This window comes from Sphingomonas sp. Ant20, assembly GCF_000783375.1.
GTDB lineage: Bacteria > Pseudomonadota > Alphaproteobacteria > Sphingomonadales > Sphingomonadaceae > Sphingomonas > Sphingomonas aerolata.
The window spans coordinates 20,394-38,700 of sequence record NZ_JRVI01000154.1 but is presented as its reverse complement, the minus strand read 5'-3'; the positions used below and the strand labels follow the sequence as shown (position 1 = coordinate 38,700).

The following is an 18,307-nucleotide window of genomic DNA, read 5'->3' as shown; positions in this document are numbered from 1 at the left end:
CGTCAGCGTGCAATAGCTGAGCGGCGCGGTCGCATGGTCGACCTCGAACTCTTTGTAGAACCCGCGGACGGTGAGGCTGCCGAAGCGATCGTCGGCGATCCACGTCGCGAGGTGGCACGAAGCTCGGCGAGCTGGCGCTGGATCGTGTCGACGTCGTCGAACGGCACGGCGAGACGCACCGTCATGCGCCGCGCGAAACCGCGCTGCACAACCGTGGTGACGCCGAACTCGTCGGTGACCCGCCGGCTGTAGTCGATGACGCCGATCGTCGGTGCCGTCTCGACGGTGCCTAGCTCGATCGCGCCTGCGGCGGTGACGACCTTCATCAGGCGGCGCTCGCATTGCCGACGCTGAACGCCATGCCGTTATGATCAGCCGTGACATCGTCGAGCTTGCGATCGATCCCCTTGGTGTTGCGGGCGATCTCGGACTGCGCCGAACTATTCTCACGGCGAAGGCCGGCGACCTCTTCCTGCAAGGCCTCAATGGCGCTGACGATCAGATCGTCGTTAGCGGCGCGGGCGCCTTGCCCGTCGCGACGTTGGCGGCCGTGATCATCGTATCGATCGGCGTGGCGGTGCGGCCCGACGCGGCGGTACCGCTCGCTAGCGCGCTGACGACGCCATAGGCGGCCTGGCGGCTGGCGTCATTCATCGCCTGCACGCGGTCGAGTTCCTGCCGACTGGTCATCTGCTCGCTGGTCGGCGTGGTGGTGCCGTTGCCGAGTGCGCTGATCACGCCATAGGTCGCCTCGAGGCTGGCGGCGGTCATGGCGCGCACGCGTTCCAGCTCCTGCCGGCTGGTCGCCTGTTCCGCAGCCGCGGTGAGCAGCGCCTGGCTGAGCGCTGGCAAACCCTTCGCCGCATCTTGATCACCGCTGCGCGCGGCGCTGGTCGCCGTGTTGAACTGCCCCTGCAGGGCGGCAAAGCCATTGCCATTGCTCGCGTCGGTCAACCCGCGAATGCGCTTCACCTCGTCCATGAGGCCGTCACCGACCGACGTCCAAGCGTCGCGCAGCGCCTCGGCACCTTGGCCGCTTCTTGGGCATCCTGGATCGCCCAGATCTGCTGCTGCAAAGCACGGTTGCTGACGTCGAGCTTGGCAAGGTCGAGGGCGCGGAGCGTCGCGGTGTCGCCCTTCAATTCGAGCAGCTTGCGCTCGAGGTCCTGACGTTCGGCTGCGATATCGGCCGCGCTCCGGGCACCCTCCATCGCGGACTGCAGGTCGCGAACGCCGGCGCGAGCTTGAGCAGCGTGCCGTAAGCCGACTGCCCCGCGGCGGTGTTGAGATCCTGCGCCTCAACGAGCTGGCGAAAACCGGCAAGGCTCGCTGGCATCGCCATGCCGAGGCTGTCGAACACCTTGGCGAACTGCGCCGTCTTAGCGGCCGCCTGCTCTTCCTTGCTGTAGAACGCCTCGAAATAAGCGCTCGCAGCGCTGGTCAGGTCGCTGACGCTGTCAAACTGGTCGGCCAGTGCAAGCTTGGCGTCGATGCTGAAACCACGAGTGGCAGTGCCGAGTAGATCCAGCGCAGTGCCGACCGCTTCGACCGTCGACGCGACACGAACCAGCGTCTCGAAAGCGCCTTCCCCTACCTTCTGGAAGCGCTCGAGACCCGGGACTGCGGTCGCCGCCATCTTGTCAGCGGCAGCGCCGAACACCGCAGTCAGCTTCTCCTGGATCTGCTCGCCGGTGAGGTCCTTAAGGTCGATCTTCCCGATGCTGACGACGAAGCTGTTGAGGCGGGCCTGCACGTCACCGGTGGCGATGCCAAGCGGTCCCGCGGACGCGGCGATCGCGTCGTTGAATTGCTTGAGGATCAGCGTGAACTGGTTTTCGAGGCCAGCGTCCGCGCCGGTATATTTTGTCGAGTAGGACGTGCCGGTGCTGATCCCGAGGAACTTCTTCTTCTTCTCGACGTCCGAATAATAGGAGGCATCGAAGCCGCCGCCCAGGACGCTGCCGAGCTGCTGATCCTTGCCGTAGAGGCCACTGCCGACGACGGTCGTCTTCGACCCGAACAGCGAACCGATCAGGCTGCCGACGCGCCGATGATGCTGCCGACCACTGGGATCTTGCTGAACAACCCACCGCCGGTCACGATGCCAGACAACAGCTTGCCAGTGGTGTCGGAGGCGAAGCCTTCCTTCACGCCAGCCGAAGCGTTGACGTCGCCAGCACGAACGACCAGCGCCGCGACGTTGCCGATCTGGCTGTCGATCGACTTGAGGGATGCCGCCATCTGGCGCGCGTAGGTGTTGGTCAAGGTATCGACCTCCTTCAACGCGTCCATCGAGCGCTTGAGGCTTTCCGACTGCGCGCTGGTATCGCCGAGCACGGTACCGGTGCCGTCGTTCGCCTTGGCGAGCGTGTTCTTGCTGCCGCCGCCGCCGAAAAAGCCGGTGAAGATGCCGAGCGACGCAAGCGCAGCGGCCATCACAGCCATGCCTGCGAGGTTGAACGGGAATGGCGAGGATGACGCAGTCTTCGCCATCGCAGCGGTACCGTCCGCTGCGGCGCGCATCCCGGCATTCACGACGCTGGTCGCGGTGAACGCGGTGTCGGTCGCTACGCCGGTTGCCGCAGCGACGGTGCGCGCCGTCGTGACGCCGCCGATCAGGCCAAGCTGCACCGCAGCGTTCTTCACCGCCATGGCGAACTCGATCGCGCGGAAGACCTTCTCGGCGGTCGCCATGGCCTTGTAGCCAGCGGTACCTTCCTTGAAAAAGCCCTTCGCCGCGGCTGCCATGTCACCATAAGCGGCGGTCTGCGCCGAGGCGGTACGCATCGCGAATAGCCGGTTCTCGCGGGCGATGCGGTTTTGATCGGTGCCCGCTTCCTTGATGGCAGCATCGTGCGCCTGCTGCAGACTCGCCTGGTCCGCATAGTAGGAGGTCATGATCGTTGCGGCGTCGCCTATCGCCGCCCCGACGCTACCGAACGCATCGGCCATGCCCTGCGCGGCGCGCTGCGCGGTCTGATCAATAGTGTCGAACAGGTCGGCAGTAGCTCTAAGCGACGCGTTGAGCGCGTCGTTGGCGTTCGTGACGGCCTGATGCCCCTTCGCGATCTTGACCTGCTGGGCGATGTACTCGGCGCGACGGGCGGGATCGGTGAACCGGACCTCAGCTTCCTGCGTCGCTTTAAGCGTGGCTAGCCCGATCTCGCGCTCATCATTCGTCGCACCGACCAGCCGAAGCTCTTCGGCCAGCGTGGCAAGCTGCTTACGGCCATCGGTCATGTCAGCATTAAACCGGCCGCCCTCTTCCGTCTCGTTGAGATCCTTCCGTGCGTTTTGCTGATCCCGCAGCGCCTTTGTTGCTCGTGCAGCGGCATCGGTGAGCTTAAGGTCCTTCGCAGCCTGCTCTGCGCCAAGCAAAGGCAGGTCAGCGATCTGGGCAGCAATCAGTTCATTCGCACGCTCGGCAGGCACCAACCCAGCCGCGACGAACGCGTTGACCTGCTTTTGCGCGGTAATCTGTTCACGCATCCCGGCCGTCGACTTGGCCGCATCGGAAACACGTTGCGCAATCGCGAGCTGCACCTGGCGCGATACCGCGGCGGTGATATCGGCCTGCTGCTTGATCGCCTTGCTCTCGGCCTTCACCCGCGCCTCGGCGATCAGCGCCGCTGCGCCCGACACGCCGTAGGCTTTCGCCAGGTCGTAGAGGTTGCGAATCTGCGCCTCGATCGCGTCAGCGTCGCGCACCAACCCTTCCGCGTGGCGGTCGACCTTTGGCTTTGGCGGCGCCTTCGGCGTCCGGTCTGCCTTCAGGGCATCGGCCTGCTTCTTGAGGCGAGCCTGCGCCTTCTCGGTAGCATTGGCGCCGACCTTGTCCACGAAGGCGTTCGAACCGCTAACGAATCCGGCGACCCGCTTCGCATAGGCATCGCCGAACGTCTTGCCGAGCGAGCTGCCAGCGCCGCTGATAGCCGTCGCCGCTTCGCCCTTGCCGATGGCGCTGAGGACAGGCGAAATCCACCCTGCGATCGACTTCACCCAGCCAGCGACCCACTGATAGACGGTGCTGAAAACGGAGCCGACGGCCTTACCGGCCCATTGTGCGGCAGCGACGACAGGTGCGAAGAACTGAGACGCGGCCGCGGCGATCGCCGAGATATAGCCCGACACGGTCGACGACATGCTGCCCCAGAGTGCAACGATGGCGTCATAGCCGCCGGCAAAGGTGCCGTAGATGCTCGCGACAAAGCCCTGCACCTGCTTCATGTCGTTGGGCGAATAGAAGGCATCGAGGATCGACTTGCCCGAAATGTCGATATCGGCGCTGTCGGTGATCGTCTTCCACAGCCCCCCGAGCAGATCGCCGGTGGTGATCGACTGATCGCCGAGCTTTTTCATTTCCTTGGACGTGAGGCCCAGCCCTGCCGCATAGGCCTTGAGGCCAGAGTCATTGCTGAGCTGCTGCTGCCAGCGATACATGCCCACGCCTAGCACCGACAGCGGCGCCGCGATCGCAATCACTGCGGCCAACCACGGCGCCAGTGCACGGGTGGCGGACCGCGATGCGGCGGTTGCCGCGTCGCCAGCGGCCGTCTCAGCAAGGGCAAGCTGCGCGTTCGCCGCAGCTGCGACCTCTGCTGAGCTGGCAGCCCCAAGCTGCGCCCGGGCGAGGCGTTGCTGTGCGACGGCATCCGCCGTCCCGGCCGCCGCCGCAGCCTCCTCGGCAACGGCAAGCTCTGCCGCAGCAATTGCTGCGCGCGTGCCAGCTGCACCGGCTGCGCTGTTCGCTGCGACCAGTGCGGTCTGCGCTTCGGTTAGCGCTGCGGCTGCGGCTACTGTCGGACGGGTGACGATGCCCAGCCCGATGATCGCGCCGGCCATGTCCTTCGCGCTCGCGCCGGTTTGCAGCATGATGCCGCTCAGCTGCGAGCCTTGCTGCAGCAACACGGTCAGCGGCTTCTGTCCGCCCTGAAGGCTGACGATAATATCCTGAACCTGAAAGAAGATATTAGTGAGGTCGTTGGCGCCAAGCTTAGCCTTATTGGTGGCATCTTCCGTGCCGGCAGCCTGCCGCGCCTGAGCACGCTGCACCTCGTCTAAGCGGCCTGCGAGCGACGACGAACTGCGTTCATATTCGCCCTGCCCGATTGCACCGGCTCGATACAGGCGGGCAGCGTTTTCCAGCTCCTGCGACAGGCGGCGTTGCGCCGCATAGAGCGGGTCAACCGATGACCGCAGCGAGTTGAGGGAGCTATCCTGTGCCGCCTGCGCAGCCGCCGCCTGGCGAACGGCATCCTCGGCTTCGCGTGACGCCTGCGCCAGTCGGCGCTCCTCAGCAGCGAGCGCCTCAACTTGGGCGGCGGCCTGCGCATAGGCATTGCCAGCCGCACGAATACGGTCCGCCTGATCAGGCATGCCAGCGGCCTCAGCCGCCGCGGCGCGCTGAGCGATTTCCATGGCACGCAGCTCCGCCGAGGTCTTGCCGAGTGCTGCAGCTTCGCCTTCGAGCTTTGCGGCATAGGCGTCCGCCGAACTGATGGCCGATTGACGGGCGCGGTCTACAGCCTGCTGCTCTGCCTCCTGTTCCCGCAAAGCCTGCCCCAACTTACGAGCGTGCGCTTCGAAGAGATTGTATGCGAACGCCGCCGAGCGCACTTCCTGCGCGTGCGCCTCCATCGCGATGGCCCTAAGGGCAGCCTCTTCCTCTTTGAGGGCTTTTACACCTTCCCGCACGCGAGCATTGAACATTTCATGAGCGAAGGCAGCGGAGCGGATTTCTTGAGCTTGGCGATCAGCTGCGGCGATTGCCTCACTAGCAGCCTTTGCCTGCTCCTGCGCGAGGGCTTCCGCTTCAAATCGCGCCTTCCGCGACGCCTCAAGCCGCAGTTCAAAAAGATTGGCATCGGCAGCGACAAGGCGCGCAGACAGGTCGGCGTTACCCTGCTTGGTCGCCATGACCGCAAGCTCTGCTGCTTGAGCCTCGCGCATTTCCACACGAGTTTTACCAAACGCGGCAGCTTCACGCTCTAATGAGCGCACGAGGCGTTCGCCGGCCTTTTCGACGCGGTCGAACTCGCGAGCCACCTTGCACCCTCACGCGTTGCCGCAGCGCCGAAGCTCGTCACGGCACTGGTCGCGCTGGCTAGCTTAATCCCGCCAGCCGCAGCTTCGATCTTTGCCGAGTTGCGGACAAATTCCTGTGTCTCTGAGCTGAACATTTGCCCAAACTTGAGCAGCTCAGCAAATGCGCCCTCGGTGTTGATAATGAAGCCAACCTCTAGGGCGGCCGCGCCGTCGTCATCAATCATCGCGGCCTCCTTTCGAGGGTCAGCCCAGCACGGCGCGGAGCTTGGCTTCTTCGATCTCGCGCTCGCGCGCGGTCACCTCTGCGCGCCACGGGGGCGGACAGGTTTCGACGTCGGCCTTGTGGCTTTCGGCGAGGTAGGCGGCAGAGAGGCGGCGGATCAACCGAGCCTCCCATGGATCAAGCTCAACGGCAGTACGCTCGCACCACGCGTTGATTTCGAGCCATGACAGCGGAACGGCGCCCATCCCGGCCGCCTGGGTTAGACCCATCTCGATCAGCCGGTCGGTAATATGCGGCGCAGGGTTGGGGGGCATAGGCGGCACGATCTTGTCGCGCTTCATCTTCTCGATCCGGCTGAGCAGAGGAGCCGGTGAGTCTTCTACGAACTTGGCTCGCCGTGATCGAGGGTCCGGCTTTGGCGTGGCCTGAAGCCACGCCATCATCCGGATATAGAGGGTCAGGCCGCTTTCGAGGCGGCCTTGAAGTTTCCCCAGTCGGCGACAAACTTCGTCACCTGGCGAGTGATGTAGCCGATGCCCTGATCGGCGTATGCGGCGCGGAACATGTCCTGCCCGGTGAGGCTGGCCCCTTCGGGCTGATAGTCGAAGTTCTCGAACGATACGGTGATCGCGGCGAGGTCTTCGGCCGTCTCGGCGATGCGCTCTTCCTGGGTCGCCGCGGTGATCTTGCCGTCGTTATCCTGCATGCGCTTCAGCGCGCGCGCGGACTGGCGCGATTCGACGGCGCCATAAGCGCGGCTGCCGGGGCCGTGAAGATGGATGCGGACGGGGAGCTTGCCAGCCTCGTCGGCATAGAGCGGTTCGCCGGTGGGGCCCTTGACGTGCAGGGCGGCGGTGGCGGCGACGGCGAGCGAGGCAATGTTGAGCACTTGGTCATGGGATAGTCCTTCGCGGGAGGATGGTGCGCCAGCCCGGCCCGCGACCCGCGACGACGGGCCGAGCTGGCGCATAAGGACCGGCGTCGCGGGCGCGGGTAGGGAAGGGGTCAGGTGGTCGGCGCCGCGACCTTGACGATCTTGGTGCAGATCTCGATCGTCGGAGCGCCGGTCAGCATGCTGTCGGCGCCGTCGGCGGTTTCCGGCATGCCGAAGTTGCGTCCGCCGAAGTAGCGCTTGGCGCCGTCCGGATAGGTCACGCGGAACGAATAGAGCTTCTGGCTCTCGTCATCAGCCGACGTCTGCATGATCGCCTGGCCGGCGTCGGAGCTGTCGAGCGCCATCGACGGCTGCAGAGCACCATAGTCGGCCGAGCCCTTGAACTTCTGCTTGGCACCCTTGAGCGGCTGGAATTCGACCTTGGCGAAGCTGGCGCCGATCGAGCCGAGCTTTTCGACCTGGCCGACGTCGGTGAAGGTCAGGGCGGCGTAGCCAGTGGCGTCGGCAGTAGCCGGCGACGTAACGGAGATCGCAAGCGACGAGCCTGCGGCGGTCTGTGAACCCATGGTGATGATCCTCGTAACTTAATACCGCAGGGCCGGTGGGGTGTCGCCCGCCGGGCGGCGGGCTCGCGGGTTAGGCGGCGGGCTTGGCCTTCGGGTCAGCGGCAGTGTCGACGGCCTCGACCAGCCCAGCGGCTGCGAAGTTGACGAACTCGCCCTCGGTGAAATCGTGCGCCTTGCCAGCGTCGAAGCGGCGCTCGGTGCCGGCGTCGGTGAAATCGCGGGTTGCCTTGCCGCGGATCGTCTTGGGCTTGGTGTCGGACATGGTAGGTTCCTTTTCTCTCACGCTGCCGCGTCGAAGCTGACGCGGAAGTCTTGGGTCTGCTCGAAGCTGTTCGCCGGACCGCCGACATCAGGGCCAGTGCCAGCGGTGAGAATCGAGACACGAAAACAACCTGAAAGATCGCCGATCACGTCTCGGCAGCATCGCCGGATGAGCTTGATTGCGGCCTTCTGATCTCGATAGTTCGCCGCCCGCACCGCCACGGACACGCGCTCGACGGAACGGACGAGCGGCTCCCGCTTCAGGCGTTGGCGATCGACCAGGGTCACGCTGCGGATCAGAATGGCGGGTAGCACCACGTTATCGGGAAGCTTGCCGGCCTTGATGCTTGCTGGCTCCATCAGCTCGGTCAGCGGCTCGTAAGCGCGCAGCAGGTCACCGACGATCTCGACACCGCTCATTCGTCGGTTCCTTCCGGTTCGTCGCTGCCGATGATGCCGCCGCGAGTGACGCGGGCATTGACGTAAGTCTGCATCGCGGCACGGGCGGCTGCGGCGCTAAGATCGAGCGAGGGACGCATGAACGGGTTGGCTTTGGCGCCAGGGTGATGAACCGTCTTGCCGACAAAGCTGCCGCCAATTCGCAACGATCCGCCGCCGGTCTCATTGATGCGGCGGACGCTCTTGCCCTCTCGCTGGCTGTCGTCGACCGTGATGAAATGCGGGTCCGTGCCGTACTCTGCCCAGGTTGCTAGTGACCGCGGCCACTGGCCTTTGACGCTGACCTTGACGACAATCCGGCCGGGTTCGCTCCTCGTGCTCAGCGCCAAAGCCTCGGTTACTTCCTCGGCTGGTGAACGGCTCTTCGTCTCATCGAGCAACACCTTGCCGCCGGCGCGCGCTGCACCGCGGAGCAGTTTGGCCTCAATCTGCGTCGGAAGGGCCGCTAGGAAGCGCTGCACCTCTGCCTGGCCTTTCACGGTCGGCATCAGGCCGAATTGCCAGCTGAGGTGTAATCCTCGACCATGAACTCGACTTCGTCCCGAACGCCGACTTCAGCTGGCCCGGCGATGATCTGCATCACGCGCGGGAATGGCTTGGTCATGACGAAGCGCATGCTCGGCGTGACATCGATACGGAACCGCATGCGAACCTTGGCCGGACGCGTTGCCACGTTGATGCCGTCCGCCAGACGTTCTGCACGGCTCGGAAGGACATCGACCACGCTGGCGGCGATTGGCGAGCCAACAGCTTCCCAGCTGCCAGACCCAGCGCCGATCAGAGAGCTATCCGTGACCGGGCGTTCGATCTGGATCCGGCGATTGTATCGGCTGGCCTTGCCTTTGCCGACGGTCACAGGCTGCGTTCCCGAAGTCTGCCGCACAGCCGCCGTGCAGACGCTTCGGCTTTTTGAAACACTTCGCCGCCTTCGCGATCGGAGTCGTACGCGCTGATCAGGATCAGCATGGCGCGACGGAAGTTGCCTGGAGTGGCGTCACCCGCCTCATACCCCGCACGAATTGTCACGGTGAAAGCCTGTTGAGCGTTGCAGAATGAATAGAACGGTCCAGCCGGCGGTAATACGCGGGCGGGTCGGGAACTAAGATCGAGCCGCGCGCCTACGATCGCAACGGGTGCTCCAGCAGCGTCGACGTAAGCGACGCCGGGAACAGCGGACGCGTTGATCGGCCACGCTCGAAGCCTAACCGCCCCGAAGCCGCGGAACGACTCGGTTACGTCACGCGCCTCAAGAATGTGACCGGTGTATTCCTCAACCCACGCTGCGGCGTCGTCGATAAACTGGACGAGGTCAGCGTCCTGGGATTCGTCGTTCTCATCCAGTTGGATCTGGCGGCGGGCGTCCTGCAAGGTCACGGGAATAGCCATGAGGCACCTCGATTCACTGGAAAGTGTGGCGCCGGACAAAGGAGTCCAGCGCCACCCTTAGTCAGGCCTTTGCGGCGACCTGGAGATTGCGCTCGACGGCCTCGTGACCTTCGAGCGTTGGGTCGTTGAAGTCGATGCGGTTCTGCTCGACCGTGGTACCGGCACGGGGATCGTTGTCGACGGCCGGATGGTCCATATCGACGTCGGGTACGATCTGCTGCGGTGCGCCAGCGGTGTCGATATCAGTTGCCGGGGCAATGCCGTTGCCGGCGGTCTTGGCGGTCTTCGTGTCCATAGGTCTTCTCCTGGTTCGCCGAAACCGTGGGTCTTGCCGCGCGGCTTCGAAGAACCGGGCCAGCGCTAGGCCGGCCCGGCGGATAGTTATGCGTTCACGGCGATCTTGAGCGCGCGCATCGGCTCAGGGTTGTGCACCCCGCCGCCCACGCGCTTGGTCGTGTAGAAGTGCACGAACGGCTTGTTCGAATACGGATCGCGCAACACGCGGATGCCGATCCGATCGACGACCAGGTAGGTGGCTTCCATGTCGCCGTAGAGTGCGGCAACGTTGCGGCGCCCGCGGTCGGCATGTCTGGCATTTCGACGATCGGCGCACCGTTGAGCGTCTGGGGCTGGCCGAGAGCATAAGACGGCTGCCACAGGAAGTTGCCCTGGCCGTCCTTCAGCTTACGCGCAGCGCCGAGGCTCTGGCGATTGATGTACAGCTTGGCGTTCCCGGCGAACTCGCTGGGGAGGTCGTACATCAGATCGACAAAGCCATCGCCGGTCAGCTTTCCTGCGTCGCCGCTGTTGACGGCCTTGATCGCACCGTATGGATGGCGAGCCGCATTTGCGGCACCCGTGACATAGGTGAGGATGCCGTAGGGCTTGTTCGCCCCGTCGCCGGACAGGAACCCGATGCCCTCCTGGCGGGAGAATTCGGTATCGACTTCCTGACCCAGCCACTCCTCGAGGTCGATCGCGGCGTCGTCCAGCAGCTGCTGGGAGATTGCCGGATTGGCGTAGAGTTCGCCCGGCACGAAGTCGAGCACGCCGATCTGCGGAGTCGTGGTCGCAGGGCGGCTTGCCGTTTCACCGACCCAACCCGATCCGACGTTGCGGTCCGAGAAGTACTTCTTGAACCCGGCGACGCTGATCGTGATGACACGGCTTTCTGCACGCATCGGGCTGATCTTCTTCAGCTTCTCGCCGATCGTGCGATCCCATTCGATCGGCGCCAGATAGCCGCCGTCGGTGTCGGTGCCCTTCTGCATTGCCGCCCGCACCTCGGCCGAGGCGTTATCGCCACGGCGCATGTGCGCCTTGAACGCCTTGGTGTAGTCCGGATCGGCTTGATATCGCCGATGATGGCGCCGTCACCCAGCTTCGCGGCCGCGTTGATCCTTGCCTGATCGTCGACAGCAGTCTGCAGCTCCGTAAGGGTGGCGTTGATCGCGTCGAGCTTGTCCTTGGTCAGGACGTCCGTCTTGCCGGCCTTGATCTCTTCGATCTCGCGGGCATGCGTCGTCTTGAACTCGTCGAATGCGCCATTCAGCGCACGGATGAGCGTGGCGGGATCGGAACCGTCAGCGCGAACCGTGCCCGCGATCGCGCGCGGCATAGCGGGCAGGGTAGGAGCCGTAAGCCGCAGCTTCGGTTCCGGCTTGGTGCTTGCTGCCGCCGCAAGTGTGCGGAACGGGTGGGCGAGCACCGTCGCCACCGCCACGAGGGCGGCCATGTTCATTCTCTTCATGGTGGAGCTCCTAGCTCTTGATGGTGGTGAGCAGACCCGCCAGCAGGCCGGTCAACTCGGTCTCGCCGCCAGCGCCTGGCGTGTCGGCTACAGGGGCAGCGCCTGGCGTGCCCTTGATCTTGGTGATGTGATCGCGCGCTTGAGATCTCGTATCGCCGCCGGCGACGAGCTTCAGTTCAAGCGCGGTGATCGCGGTACGCTCGCGGTCGGAGGCCTTCGCTTGCTCGTCTCGCGTCGTCTTGTCGGCCGTTAGAAGCGTATCCGCGAAGCCCCGCTCGATCGCGACGGACCCAGACATGTAGGTCTCATCGTCCATCCACTTCGCGCATTCGGCCGCGGTCCGCCCGCTGCGCTGCGCGTAAACGTCGGCCATCGCTTGATCGAATGGTGCCAGATACGTCGCGGTCTCGGCCATGTCATGGCGATTGCCGACAGCTACGACCCAGCAATTGTGAATCATGAGGAACGACGCCGCACCGATTTCGACCGTGTCACCTGCCATTGCGATGACCGACGCAGCCGACGCGGCCATGCCCATGATCTTGATCGTCACCGGCTGATCATGTTCGCGCAGGACGTTGTAGATCGCGATCCCCTCGAACATGTCACCACCTGGTGAATTGATCTGAATCTCAACGGGGCGGTCACCGATTGCGCGCAACTGAGCCGTCACCGTCTTTGCGGTGATGCCCCCGCCAGACCAATAATCTTCGCCGATGGCGCCGAACATGGTGATGACGTTGTCACCGCTCTCGACCGCGCGAATGCCCGCTGCATCGGCAGACCACTTTTCCCAAAATGTTTGGTCGCGCCAATGCCGATACCGATCGATCGGCAGGCATGGGGGAGGGCGCTAGGGCGGTCCTTGCCGTTCACGCTCGATATGGCACGCGGCATCGGTGTGCCTGGGGTGGCGATCACCGGCTTGCCCGGCAGAGGGCGGCCATTGAGGGTCAGTACCGCACGCGGCTTGCCCGGCGCTTTATGCTCGTCGGTCATGGTTGCTCCTAAGCGTCTGCTAAAGTTGCTGCGGCAGTAGTGCCGTTGCGAGGCAGCTCGTCGCCCCCTGCGATTGGGTTGCGGTCGAAATTGTCGCGAGCCTCATTCGGGGTAAGGAAAGCCGCATTCGGACCGAGCGCCGCCTTGAAAAACTCGGCCTGGTCTTTGAGCGAGCCGCGTAGAAGCGCCCCGTCATTGTACTTGGCGTACATCGTGTCCTGTTCGGCCGGCGTGAGCAGGCAGAACCACACGGCCTCCTCCCAAATGACGAACCATTGGAGGAGGCAGTACGTGACGAAAAACAGCCCCAGCTGTTCGATGCCGCTGCCCCAGCTGGTCTCATCGAACATCAGCAGGGGGCGCGGAGTGCCGGTAAACCGCGATATCTCTTCCGCCTCCTGCTGGCGCAGCGCAACGAGCTCGTTGTCCTTCGCCGTGCCGGACAGCACTTTTGCCTTCAGTCCCTCCTCGAGTATCAGCCAATCCTCTTCGGCGTCTGCTCCCGAGAAGTTCTCTCGAAGGCTGTCGCGCAGATTGTCGATCGCTTCGGCTCCAAGCGTCTGATCAGTCTCAAGCGCGCCGCGCGCCATCGTGCCCTTGTCAAGCAATCGACCAGCAGCCTGAAGCGCGCGATGCGACAGGCCTAGCGTGTCGGCAGCGACGTCCAGCAGGGAAACGCCAGTCAGACCGTCCAGAGAAATAGGGCCGCGGAAGTGAAAGACGTCTTCCTTGGCAAGCGTCACGGCGCCACCCGATTTGGGCTGGTACCGAAAGCTCAGCTCAAAGGTCGCTGAAAGCTGCGGCTTTACTGACCGCCGGGGGAGGGGGACAATTTGACGTACCGCGCCCCTCGACCGGACGATCAGCGCGAATGCATTGCCGTCGAGCAAGGCGCAAAGCTGCATGTAGCTCTTGAACTGAGTGGCGGATTGGAAGTCGTTTGGCTTGCGATGCAGCACCCTGAACAAGGGGTGGTCCCGCGCCTTTTCAATCTTCCCGTCCGCAGCTCTGCGCATGAGATGAAGCGGCAGCATGCCTATTGAGCCTGAGATCAGCGACATGGCCCGAAAGAAGGTGCTGTTCCGAAGCGCAGCACGTTCATTGACCGCGATCCCTGCAACCCCGGTTCGACCGCCATCACCGCGCATCATCTCATGAAGGGTCGGGTCTGCAAAATCGTAGGCTTGGTAGGCCATGATCGGCCCACCATGGCTCTGCCCAGTTGTCGCCTTGGCTGCGGCGATCGCGCGCGAAGGCGATAAGGACCTTCGCCCGCCAGCCTGGCGGCGATAATCATCAGGCGACATAGACGTACACCCTCCTGTTAGACGCGGATGATGCCGCGCGAGGCGTACACCGACTTCTTCTTCGTCTTCAGGCTGGAGACGGCAGCGCCGATCGCCATCGTGGTAGTGACCATGCCGTCGATACGCCCGCGTGATTTCTTCTTGTTGAACATGCGGTTGCCTTGACCGTCGGGGTCGATCGCGGCGTTTGCCGCGCAACTGTATGTGACCGGCGAGTTGTCGATAATGACCCGCTGCGCGAGAATCGCGTCTTCGGTCTTTGTGATCGAGTGCGGCATGCAGAGCTGCCGGTCTTCGAACATAACGCGGGTGCCTTGGGCATGCGCCACGATCTTAAGCCCGCGTCCCGTTGGTTTATCCGGGCCGCCGTACAACCAGACTTCAAGCCCGACCTCTGCACATGCGTCCATGAAGCTCGAAATGAAGGCCGGATCGGCAACCATTTCGAGCACCTTGTGCTCGGCGTAGAGCTTGGACACCTGCATCGCGACGAAAGTGTAATCGATCGTCGCACCCGGCGTGGCGACCAGGAACCCATCCTCGACCCACTCGACGTAAGGGGCGTGATCGCGCTCACCCTTCTCTTTGAGGTGGCCTGCGGTGGTGCCCGCCGCTGTCCAATACCAGCTCTTCACCGCCAGGGGCTCGTCGCCGATTGGCTCCCAAGCTGCGCTGACGGCCGTCAGATCGTTCTTCTGCGAGAGATCGAGCGCCAGCCGGCAGAACCGGTTGCGCATCATCGTGTCATCGACCGGCCCCTGGACCGCGGCCCACTTTTCCTCGTCGATCCAGAAGTCGGCAGACGCAGTATCGACGCCGAAATAAAAGGCGTAGGACGCTCGACTTCGTGGATGGCCGCAGCAGTGCGGAGGCGACCGTCTCGCGAATATTTTCGATAGGGAAGGTCTCGCCCAGCGCCGGCAGCGACTTCTGCCAGACCTTCTCGTTCTCAAACACCGTCTCGCGATCGGCCTTGTCGATCCGTGCCACGAAAGCGAACGCTGTGTCGTCGCGCGCCTCGCCCTTCGCGATCTGCTGGTACATCTCCGAGTAGGACGTGCCGACATGCTGCGACGTGGCGGGCGTGTTCGTGCCCATCAGCATCAGCGCGTGACCGGCGACCTTGTCGATGCCGCGCTTCCACGTCTGCAACACGTTTTCGTCGGTAAGCTCATGGATCTCGTCGCCCGCGACATAGTTCGGTCGCGGACCGGAAAGGCTTTCACCGCTGGCGATCGGCTGAAAGAACGACCCGCTGTCGGGATGCTCGATCTTCCAGGCGTTCTCTAATTCGCCGCGGATGACGACCTCGCCGAGGCCTTCCAGGCTCTCGCCTTCGTCATGCTCCGGTATCGTCGCGCGGCACATGGCCGCGGCGTCGCGGAACAGGACGTTGGCGGTCTTCTTGTCCTCGCCGATGGCATAGCACTGGGCGCGCTGAATATCGCACCAGCCCATGATGTAGACGCCGATCGCACCCATCAGTGGCGACTTGGCCTGGCCTTTGCCGGTTTCCAGCCAGCCTGACCGAAACCGCCAGCGGTCGGTTGCAGTGCGCCAGCCGAACAGCGAGCCCATGACGAACGTGTGCCACTCGAGCGGGTAGAACGGCTGGCCCGCAGATGGCCCGTCGGTGACCTGAAAAACCGACGGCAGGAAGTCGAGAGCGTGACCCGCAGCGTCCGGTCGCCAGTATATGCCGCGCCGCTCGCCGTCGCGCATGTCGCGCAGGTGACGCTCGGCTGCGTGTCGGACAAGCTCTCCAGCCGTAAACAGCTTCCCGTCGACCGCGGCCTTCGCCCATGCCGTCGTCGGATCAGGATCGGAAAGGAACCGGTTAGCCACGCTGTTTTAGGAACCGTGCGGAGCCAGTCGTGCGCGCTTGCTTCTTGACCACCTTGGCGCCCGCGTCGCGCTCACGCGGCGAGATGCAAAGCTCCTTCTCCAGCGCTTGCGCCTGGCTCGCGGCGTTCGACATCGTCGTCCACCATGGATTGTAAGTCGGGACGCCAGTCTTCTTGGCCTTGATCACCGGGCCAGATTTGATCACCTCCTTCGCGGATTGATCGAACGTGACGTATGCGACGACCAGGCGGATGACCGCGTGCGAGTTGGCGACTGCCAGTTTCTCGGCGCCGCGCATCTCGCTGATAATGCTCTTCCAGTAGGACGATGCTGCCTCGCGGTCTGCGGCCCGGCCGAAGATGCTGCGCCAGTTCGGCTCTGGCGGAACGCCGTCGCCTCCAGCAATTTCGATGACCTCGGCCATATGGCCTCCCGCGGCGGACCGGTCGAAACCCTCCCCCCTCAAAAATTACTCGCAGTGCTCACGCCCCACGTGGTCGGTACGGGTGGCGACGGCCCTCAGACTTTCGACCGGGGGGTGGGGTCAGCCGAGATCGGCCGAAGGCAGACGAGTGGAAGCGTGGAGCGCTGACCTTCGCCTGTCAGCCACGCGACTTCGCCCCGGCCATCATCAGCTGCCACCACCAAACCCAGTGGACTCCCACTTGCTAGGCGGACAAAGTCCCCGAGTACGATCGGCTCATGAGTCGCTTGCTCGACTACACGCAGGTCGCAGACATGAAATGTTGCACGACGCGGCATGGCATACCTCGGGGGATAGAAATGGATTTTAAAGCCGGCGATACAGTTCAGCTAAAGTCTGGCGGCCCAATTATGACCGTCGATCAAATCGGTCAGAGAATGCACAGCAGCGTGGACAGTGCTTGGTGTCAGTGGTTTGAGAAGACCAAGCTTGAGAAAGGTGTATTCCCGCTAACATCATTGACTAAAGCCTGAAGAACTTGGGCTGGCCGCAGCAACGGTCAGCCCTTCCTATTCCACGGGTGCGTCGCGCTGGTCGGCCTGCCCGAGCGATCCACGCCGCCAACAGGCCGCGCCGTGGCACCCTTGTCAGCGAGCGTCTTAGCGTCCGAGCATGGCCTGCAGAGCAGCTGGTAATTGCTGCGGTCACCGGTGCCACCACGCGACAGCGGGACGATATGGTCGGCGATCGTGCCCAGCGTCTCGATACCCTTGGCCTTGCACTCGCCCTCGCATGTGATGACGGTGGCAAGCAGGTGAGCGCGCATCTTATCATGCGCGGTGCCATAGCCGCGCTGATGGCGGCTGACCTTAGACCAGCCCATCAGCGCCCTCGAACGGCGGCACGGAGATCGATCGCCGCCTGCTCGGCCTGCTCGATCAAGCGCTCGCTGCGGCCTTGGTGACGCGATCCGCTCGACATCTCCTCGGCGATCCGGAGCACGCGCATGCCGATAGCCTCGACATGATCGGCGGTGGTGAGCCGCATATGCGGAGCAGCCATTTAGACCTCCACACACGACGCCGTTTCAATAGAGGCCAAGTTGCTTGTTCGTCTTAGCAAACTGGCCATGCCGCAGTGGCGCGATTCTGTCGTAAGCCTTTGCCGCTTCGATCTGCGTGTCGAACATTCCGATGTGCTCGGTGACGCCCTCAACGACTATCTTGGCGGCCCATTTGCGCTTGTCGGGCACTCGGTAAACGCCTTTGAACCGAGACGTCTTAACGATCAGCTTGCGCCTGTTCATAACATTCTGCCCGGGCGTGCACTTCCTGATATTGGCCCGGCGATTATCAAACCCGTTCGCGTCGATATGATCACCGATCTCACCGTCGGTGAGGCCAAGGATCACGCGATGCATCAGGAGGTGTTTGCCGGCCACATCTGCAACGGCGTACCTCCCGTTGGACCGCCAAGGCAGACCGCGGACCTTGCCAAAGTCGCCTAGATCGCAAAGGGCAATTTGCCCATCCCCGAGCGCGATACGAACTGTTGCTGGCGCGGCTCTAACCACTATTGATTTCCTTACCTTGCGGGGGTGATGCCGTCAACACGTCAATCGCTCTTTCATAGCAATGATGTCGGAGACGAACTGCACCGTGGTACGCGCCGCGCTCACTTGGTCATTCCGACAAGTTGTGAGGTCCGACCCGGCAAAACCCGCTGCCATATCGAACCGGCACACGTTTTCGAAAATGCTCCAATATTTGGCCGGCACATAGCCTTTGATCCGCTTCAGATCATCAAGGGCCTCCTGCTCTGCCCACCCGTTGCCCTGCCCAGCGCCAGGGATGCGCGCCAGATCCATGACTAGGGCCTTGCCGCCCAGCCGGGACCATAGCGTCTCGCAATGGTCGATCGCAGCAACCTGGCTATCGGACAGCAGCTTGGCCGCCTTCCAGCGCGCGACTGGCGTGCCGCCTCGGTTGATCAGCGTGTGCTCCGTCACGACGCGGCCCGCATCCCGCAGCGGTACGTCCACTATAGCGTGCATGCCCCGCGCGATCTGGATCGCCGGGGCACCGATCGCCTCTCCCTTCGCTGTAACGGCCTCGGCCATCCGTTGCGCCAGCGTCTTAGGCTGCCGC

At 63.7% G+C, this 18,307-nt stretch carries 29 protein-coding genes; 1 reads left to right on the top strand and 28 read right to left on the bottom strand.

The genetic code is table 11. The features are described from left to right. Positions 1-2: 2 nt before the first annotated feature. The 24 genes from NI18_RS16195 to NI18_RS16095 all read right to left on the bottom strand — a co-directional run bounded on the left by NI18_RS16195 (position 3) and on the right by NI18_RS16095 (position 16,160). The gene (locus NI18_RS16195) at positions 3-326 is read right to left on the bottom strand and encodes a hypothetical protein (protein WP_052149257.1); all 324 of its coding nucleotides are present in this window, start codon (positions 324-326) and stop codon (positions 3-5) included. Further along, positions 326-478 carry a hypothetical protein gene (locus tag NI18_RS25200; protein ID WP_157840565.1) on the bottom strand — a complete coding sequence of 51 codons (153 nt, stop codon included), beginning with the start codon at positions 476-478 and terminating at the stop codon, positions 326-328. The genes NI18_RS16195 and NI18_RS25200 overlap by 1 nt, the downstream gene beginning before the upstream one ends. Before the next feature lie 20 nt (positions 479-498). Further along, a complete protein-coding gene (locus tag NI18_RS16190; protein ID WP_198527044.1) occupies positions 499-954 on the bottom strand; it encodes a hypothetical protein in 456 nt (151 codons plus the stop codon). 14 nt (positions 955-968) lie between these two features. After that, on the bottom strand, positions 969-1,142 hold the full coding sequence (locus NI18_RS25195; RefSeq protein WP_157840564.1) for a hypothetical protein: 174 nt from the start codon (positions 1,140-1,142) through the stop codon (positions 969-971). Further along, positions 1,139-1,753, bottom strand: a complete 615-nt coding sequence (locus tag NI18_RS16185; RefSeq protein WP_037531410.1) for a hypothetical protein — start codon at positions 1,751-1,753, stop codon at positions 1,139-1,141. The genes NI18_RS25195 and NI18_RS16185 overlap by 4 nt, the downstream gene beginning before the upstream one ends. Before the next feature lie 278 nt (positions 1,754-2,031). Then, entirely contained in the window at positions 2,032-6,045 is a 4,014-nt protein-coding gene (locus NI18_RS16180) for a phage tail length tape measure family protein (protein ID WP_128082282.1), read from the bottom strand. Continuing rightward, positions 5,988-6,269 (bottom strand): hypothetical protein, encoded by a 282-nt coding sequence (locus NI18_RS16170; RefSeq protein ID WP_037531405.1) that lies wholly within the window; start codon positions 6,267-6,269, stop codon positions 5,988-5,990. Before NI18_RS16170 ends, NI18_RS16180 begins: the two co-directional genes overlap by 58 nt. 19 nt (positions 6,270-6,288) lie before the next feature. After that, complete coding sequence (locus NI18_RS16165; protein WP_244180757.1) at positions 6,289-6,609, bottom strand: hypothetical protein; 321 nt, start codon at positions 6,607-6,609, stop codon at positions 6,289-6,291. A gap of 116 nt (positions 6,610-6,725) precedes the next feature. Then, a complete protein-coding gene (locus NI18_RS22520) occupies positions 6,726-7,238 on the bottom strand; it encodes a hypothetical protein (protein WP_128082281.1) in 513 nt (170 codons plus the stop codon). Positions 7,239-7,273: 35 nt separating this feature from the next. After that, the gene (locus NI18_RS16150; RefSeq protein WP_037528050.1) at positions 7,274-7,729 is read right to left on the bottom strand and encodes a hypothetical protein; all 456 of its coding nucleotides are present in this window, start codon (positions 7,727-7,729) and stop codon (positions 7,274-7,276) included. Positions 7,730-7,799: 70 nt separating this feature from the next. Then, positions 7,800-7,991, bottom strand: a complete 192-nt coding sequence (locus NI18_RS16145) for a hypothetical protein (RefSeq protein ID WP_037531397.1) — start codon at positions 7,989-7,991, stop codon at positions 7,800-7,802. A 17-nt stretch (positions 7,992-8,008) separates the two neighbouring features. Then, positions 8,009-8,410 (bottom strand): hypothetical protein, encoded by a 402-nt coding sequence (locus NI18_RS16140; protein WP_037531395.1) that lies wholly within the window; start codon positions 8,408-8,410, stop codon positions 8,009-8,011. After that, positions 8,407-8,937: a hypothetical protein gene (locus NI18_RS16135; protein WP_037531392.1), complete on the bottom strand. Its 531-nt coding sequence runs from the start codon at positions 8,935-8,937 to the stop codon at positions 8,407-8,409. Before NI18_RS16135 ends, NI18_RS16140 begins: the two co-directional genes overlap by 4 nt. Further along, positions 8,937-9,305, bottom strand: a complete 369-nt coding sequence (locus NI18_RS16130) for a head-tail adaptor protein (RefSeq protein WP_037531390.1) — start codon at positions 9,303-9,305, stop codon at positions 8,937-8,939. The genes NI18_RS16135 and NI18_RS16130 overlap by 1 nt, the downstream gene beginning before the upstream one ends. Next, on the bottom strand, positions 9,302-9,835 hold the full coding sequence (locus NI18_RS16125; protein WP_037531388.1) for a DNA packaging protein: 534 nt from the start codon (positions 9,833-9,835) through the stop codon (positions 9,302-9,304). The genes NI18_RS16130 and NI18_RS16125 overlap by 4 nt, the downstream gene beginning before the upstream one ends. A gap of 61 nt (positions 9,836-9,896) precedes the next feature. Then, on the bottom strand, positions 9,897-10,130 hold the full coding sequence (locus tag NI18_RS16120) for a hypothetical protein (RefSeq protein ID WP_037531387.1): 234 nt from the start codon (positions 10,128-10,130) through the stop codon (positions 9,897-9,899). Positions 10,131-10,224: 94 nt separating this feature from the next. Then, a complete protein-coding gene (locus NI18_RS16115) occupies positions 10,225-11,106 on the bottom strand; it encodes a phage major capsid protein (RefSeq protein WP_306286467.1) in 882 nt (293 codons plus the stop codon). After that, complete coding sequence (locus NI18_RS25845) at positions 11,031-11,585, bottom strand: hypothetical protein (protein ID WP_198527042.1); 555 nt, start codon at positions 11,583-11,585, stop codon at positions 11,031-11,033. The genes NI18_RS16115 and NI18_RS25845 overlap by 76 nt, the downstream gene beginning before the upstream one ends. A gap of 10 nt (positions 11,586-11,595) precedes the next feature. Further along, the gene (locus NI18_RS16110) at positions 11,596-12,315 is read right to left on the bottom strand and encodes a head maturation protease, ClpP-related (RefSeq protein WP_198527041.1); all 720 of its coding nucleotides are present in this window, start codon (positions 12,313-12,315) and stop codon (positions 11,596-11,598) included. Next, positions 12,255-12,584, bottom strand: a complete 330-nt coding sequence (locus NI18_RS25840) for a hypothetical protein (RefSeq protein ID WP_198527040.1) — start codon at positions 12,582-12,584, stop codon at positions 12,255-12,257. The genes NI18_RS16110 and NI18_RS25840 overlap by 61 nt, the downstream gene beginning before the upstream one ends. Before the next feature lie 8 nt (positions 12,585-12,592). Further along, positions 12,593-13,780, bottom strand: coding sequence for a phage portal protein (locus NI18_RS16105; RefSeq protein ID WP_052149254.1), 1,188 nt, complete (start codon positions 13,778-13,780; stop codon positions 12,593-12,595). Positions 13,781-13,908: 128 nt separating this feature from the next. Then, positions 13,909-14,679 carry a hypothetical protein gene (locus tag NI18_RS27240; protein WP_306286468.1) on the bottom strand — a complete coding sequence of 257 codons (771 nt, stop codon included), beginning with the start codon at positions 14,677-14,679 and terminating at the stop codon, positions 13,909-13,911. Next, a complete protein-coding gene (locus tag NI18_RS27235; protein ID WP_306286466.1) occupies positions 14,636-15,613 on the bottom strand; it encodes a terminase large subunit in 978 nt (325 codons plus the stop codon). The genes NI18_RS27240 and NI18_RS27235 overlap by 44 nt, the downstream gene beginning before the upstream one ends. A gap of 115 nt (positions 15,614-15,728) precedes the next feature. Then, positions 15,729-16,160, bottom strand: a complete 432-nt coding sequence (locus NI18_RS16095) for a P27 family phage terminase small subunit (protein WP_037531385.1) — start codon at positions 16,158-16,160, stop codon at positions 15,729-15,731. Between the two features lie 278 nt (positions 16,161-16,438). On the opposite strand from NI18_RS16095, the gene NI18_RS23570 reads away from it, so the two are divergent. Then, positions 16,439-16,693 carry a DUF2158 domain-containing protein gene (locus NI18_RS23570; RefSeq protein WP_347574871.1) on the top strand — a complete coding sequence of 85 codons (255 nt, stop codon included), beginning with the start codon at positions 16,439-16,441 and terminating at the stop codon, positions 16,691-16,693. Between the two features lie 26 nt (positions 16,694-16,719). Here the strand turns inward: NI18_RS23570 and NI18_RS16090 are convergent, their stop codons facing one another. The 4 genes from NI18_RS16090 to NI18_RS16075 all read right to left on the bottom strand — a co-directional run bounded on the left by NI18_RS16090 (position 16,720) and on the right by NI18_RS16075 (position 18,279). Then, entirely contained in the window at positions 16,720-17,043 is a 324-nt protein-coding gene (locus tag NI18_RS16090) for an HNH endonuclease (RefSeq protein ID WP_084215246.1), read from the bottom strand. Next, positions 17,043-17,222: a hypothetical protein gene (locus NI18_RS16085; protein ID WP_037531383.1), complete on the bottom strand. Its 180-nt coding sequence runs from the start codon at positions 17,220-17,222 to the stop codon at positions 17,043-17,045. Before NI18_RS16085 ends, NI18_RS16090 begins: the two co-directional genes overlap by 1 nt. Positions 17,223-17,247: 25 nt before the next feature. Next, positions 17,248-17,580 (bottom strand): AP2 domain-containing protein, encoded by a 333-nt coding sequence (locus NI18_RS22515; protein ID WP_128082280.1) that lies wholly within the window; start codon positions 17,578-17,580, stop codon positions 17,248-17,250. A 186-nt stretch (positions 17,581-17,766) separates the two neighbouring features. Next, the gene (locus tag NI18_RS16075) at positions 17,767-18,279 is read right to left on the bottom strand and encodes a hypothetical protein (RefSeq protein WP_157840562.1); all 513 of its coding nucleotides are present in this window, start codon (positions 18,277-18,279) and stop codon (positions 17,767-17,769) included. Between the last annotated feature and the right edge of the window lie 28 nt (positions 18,280-18,307).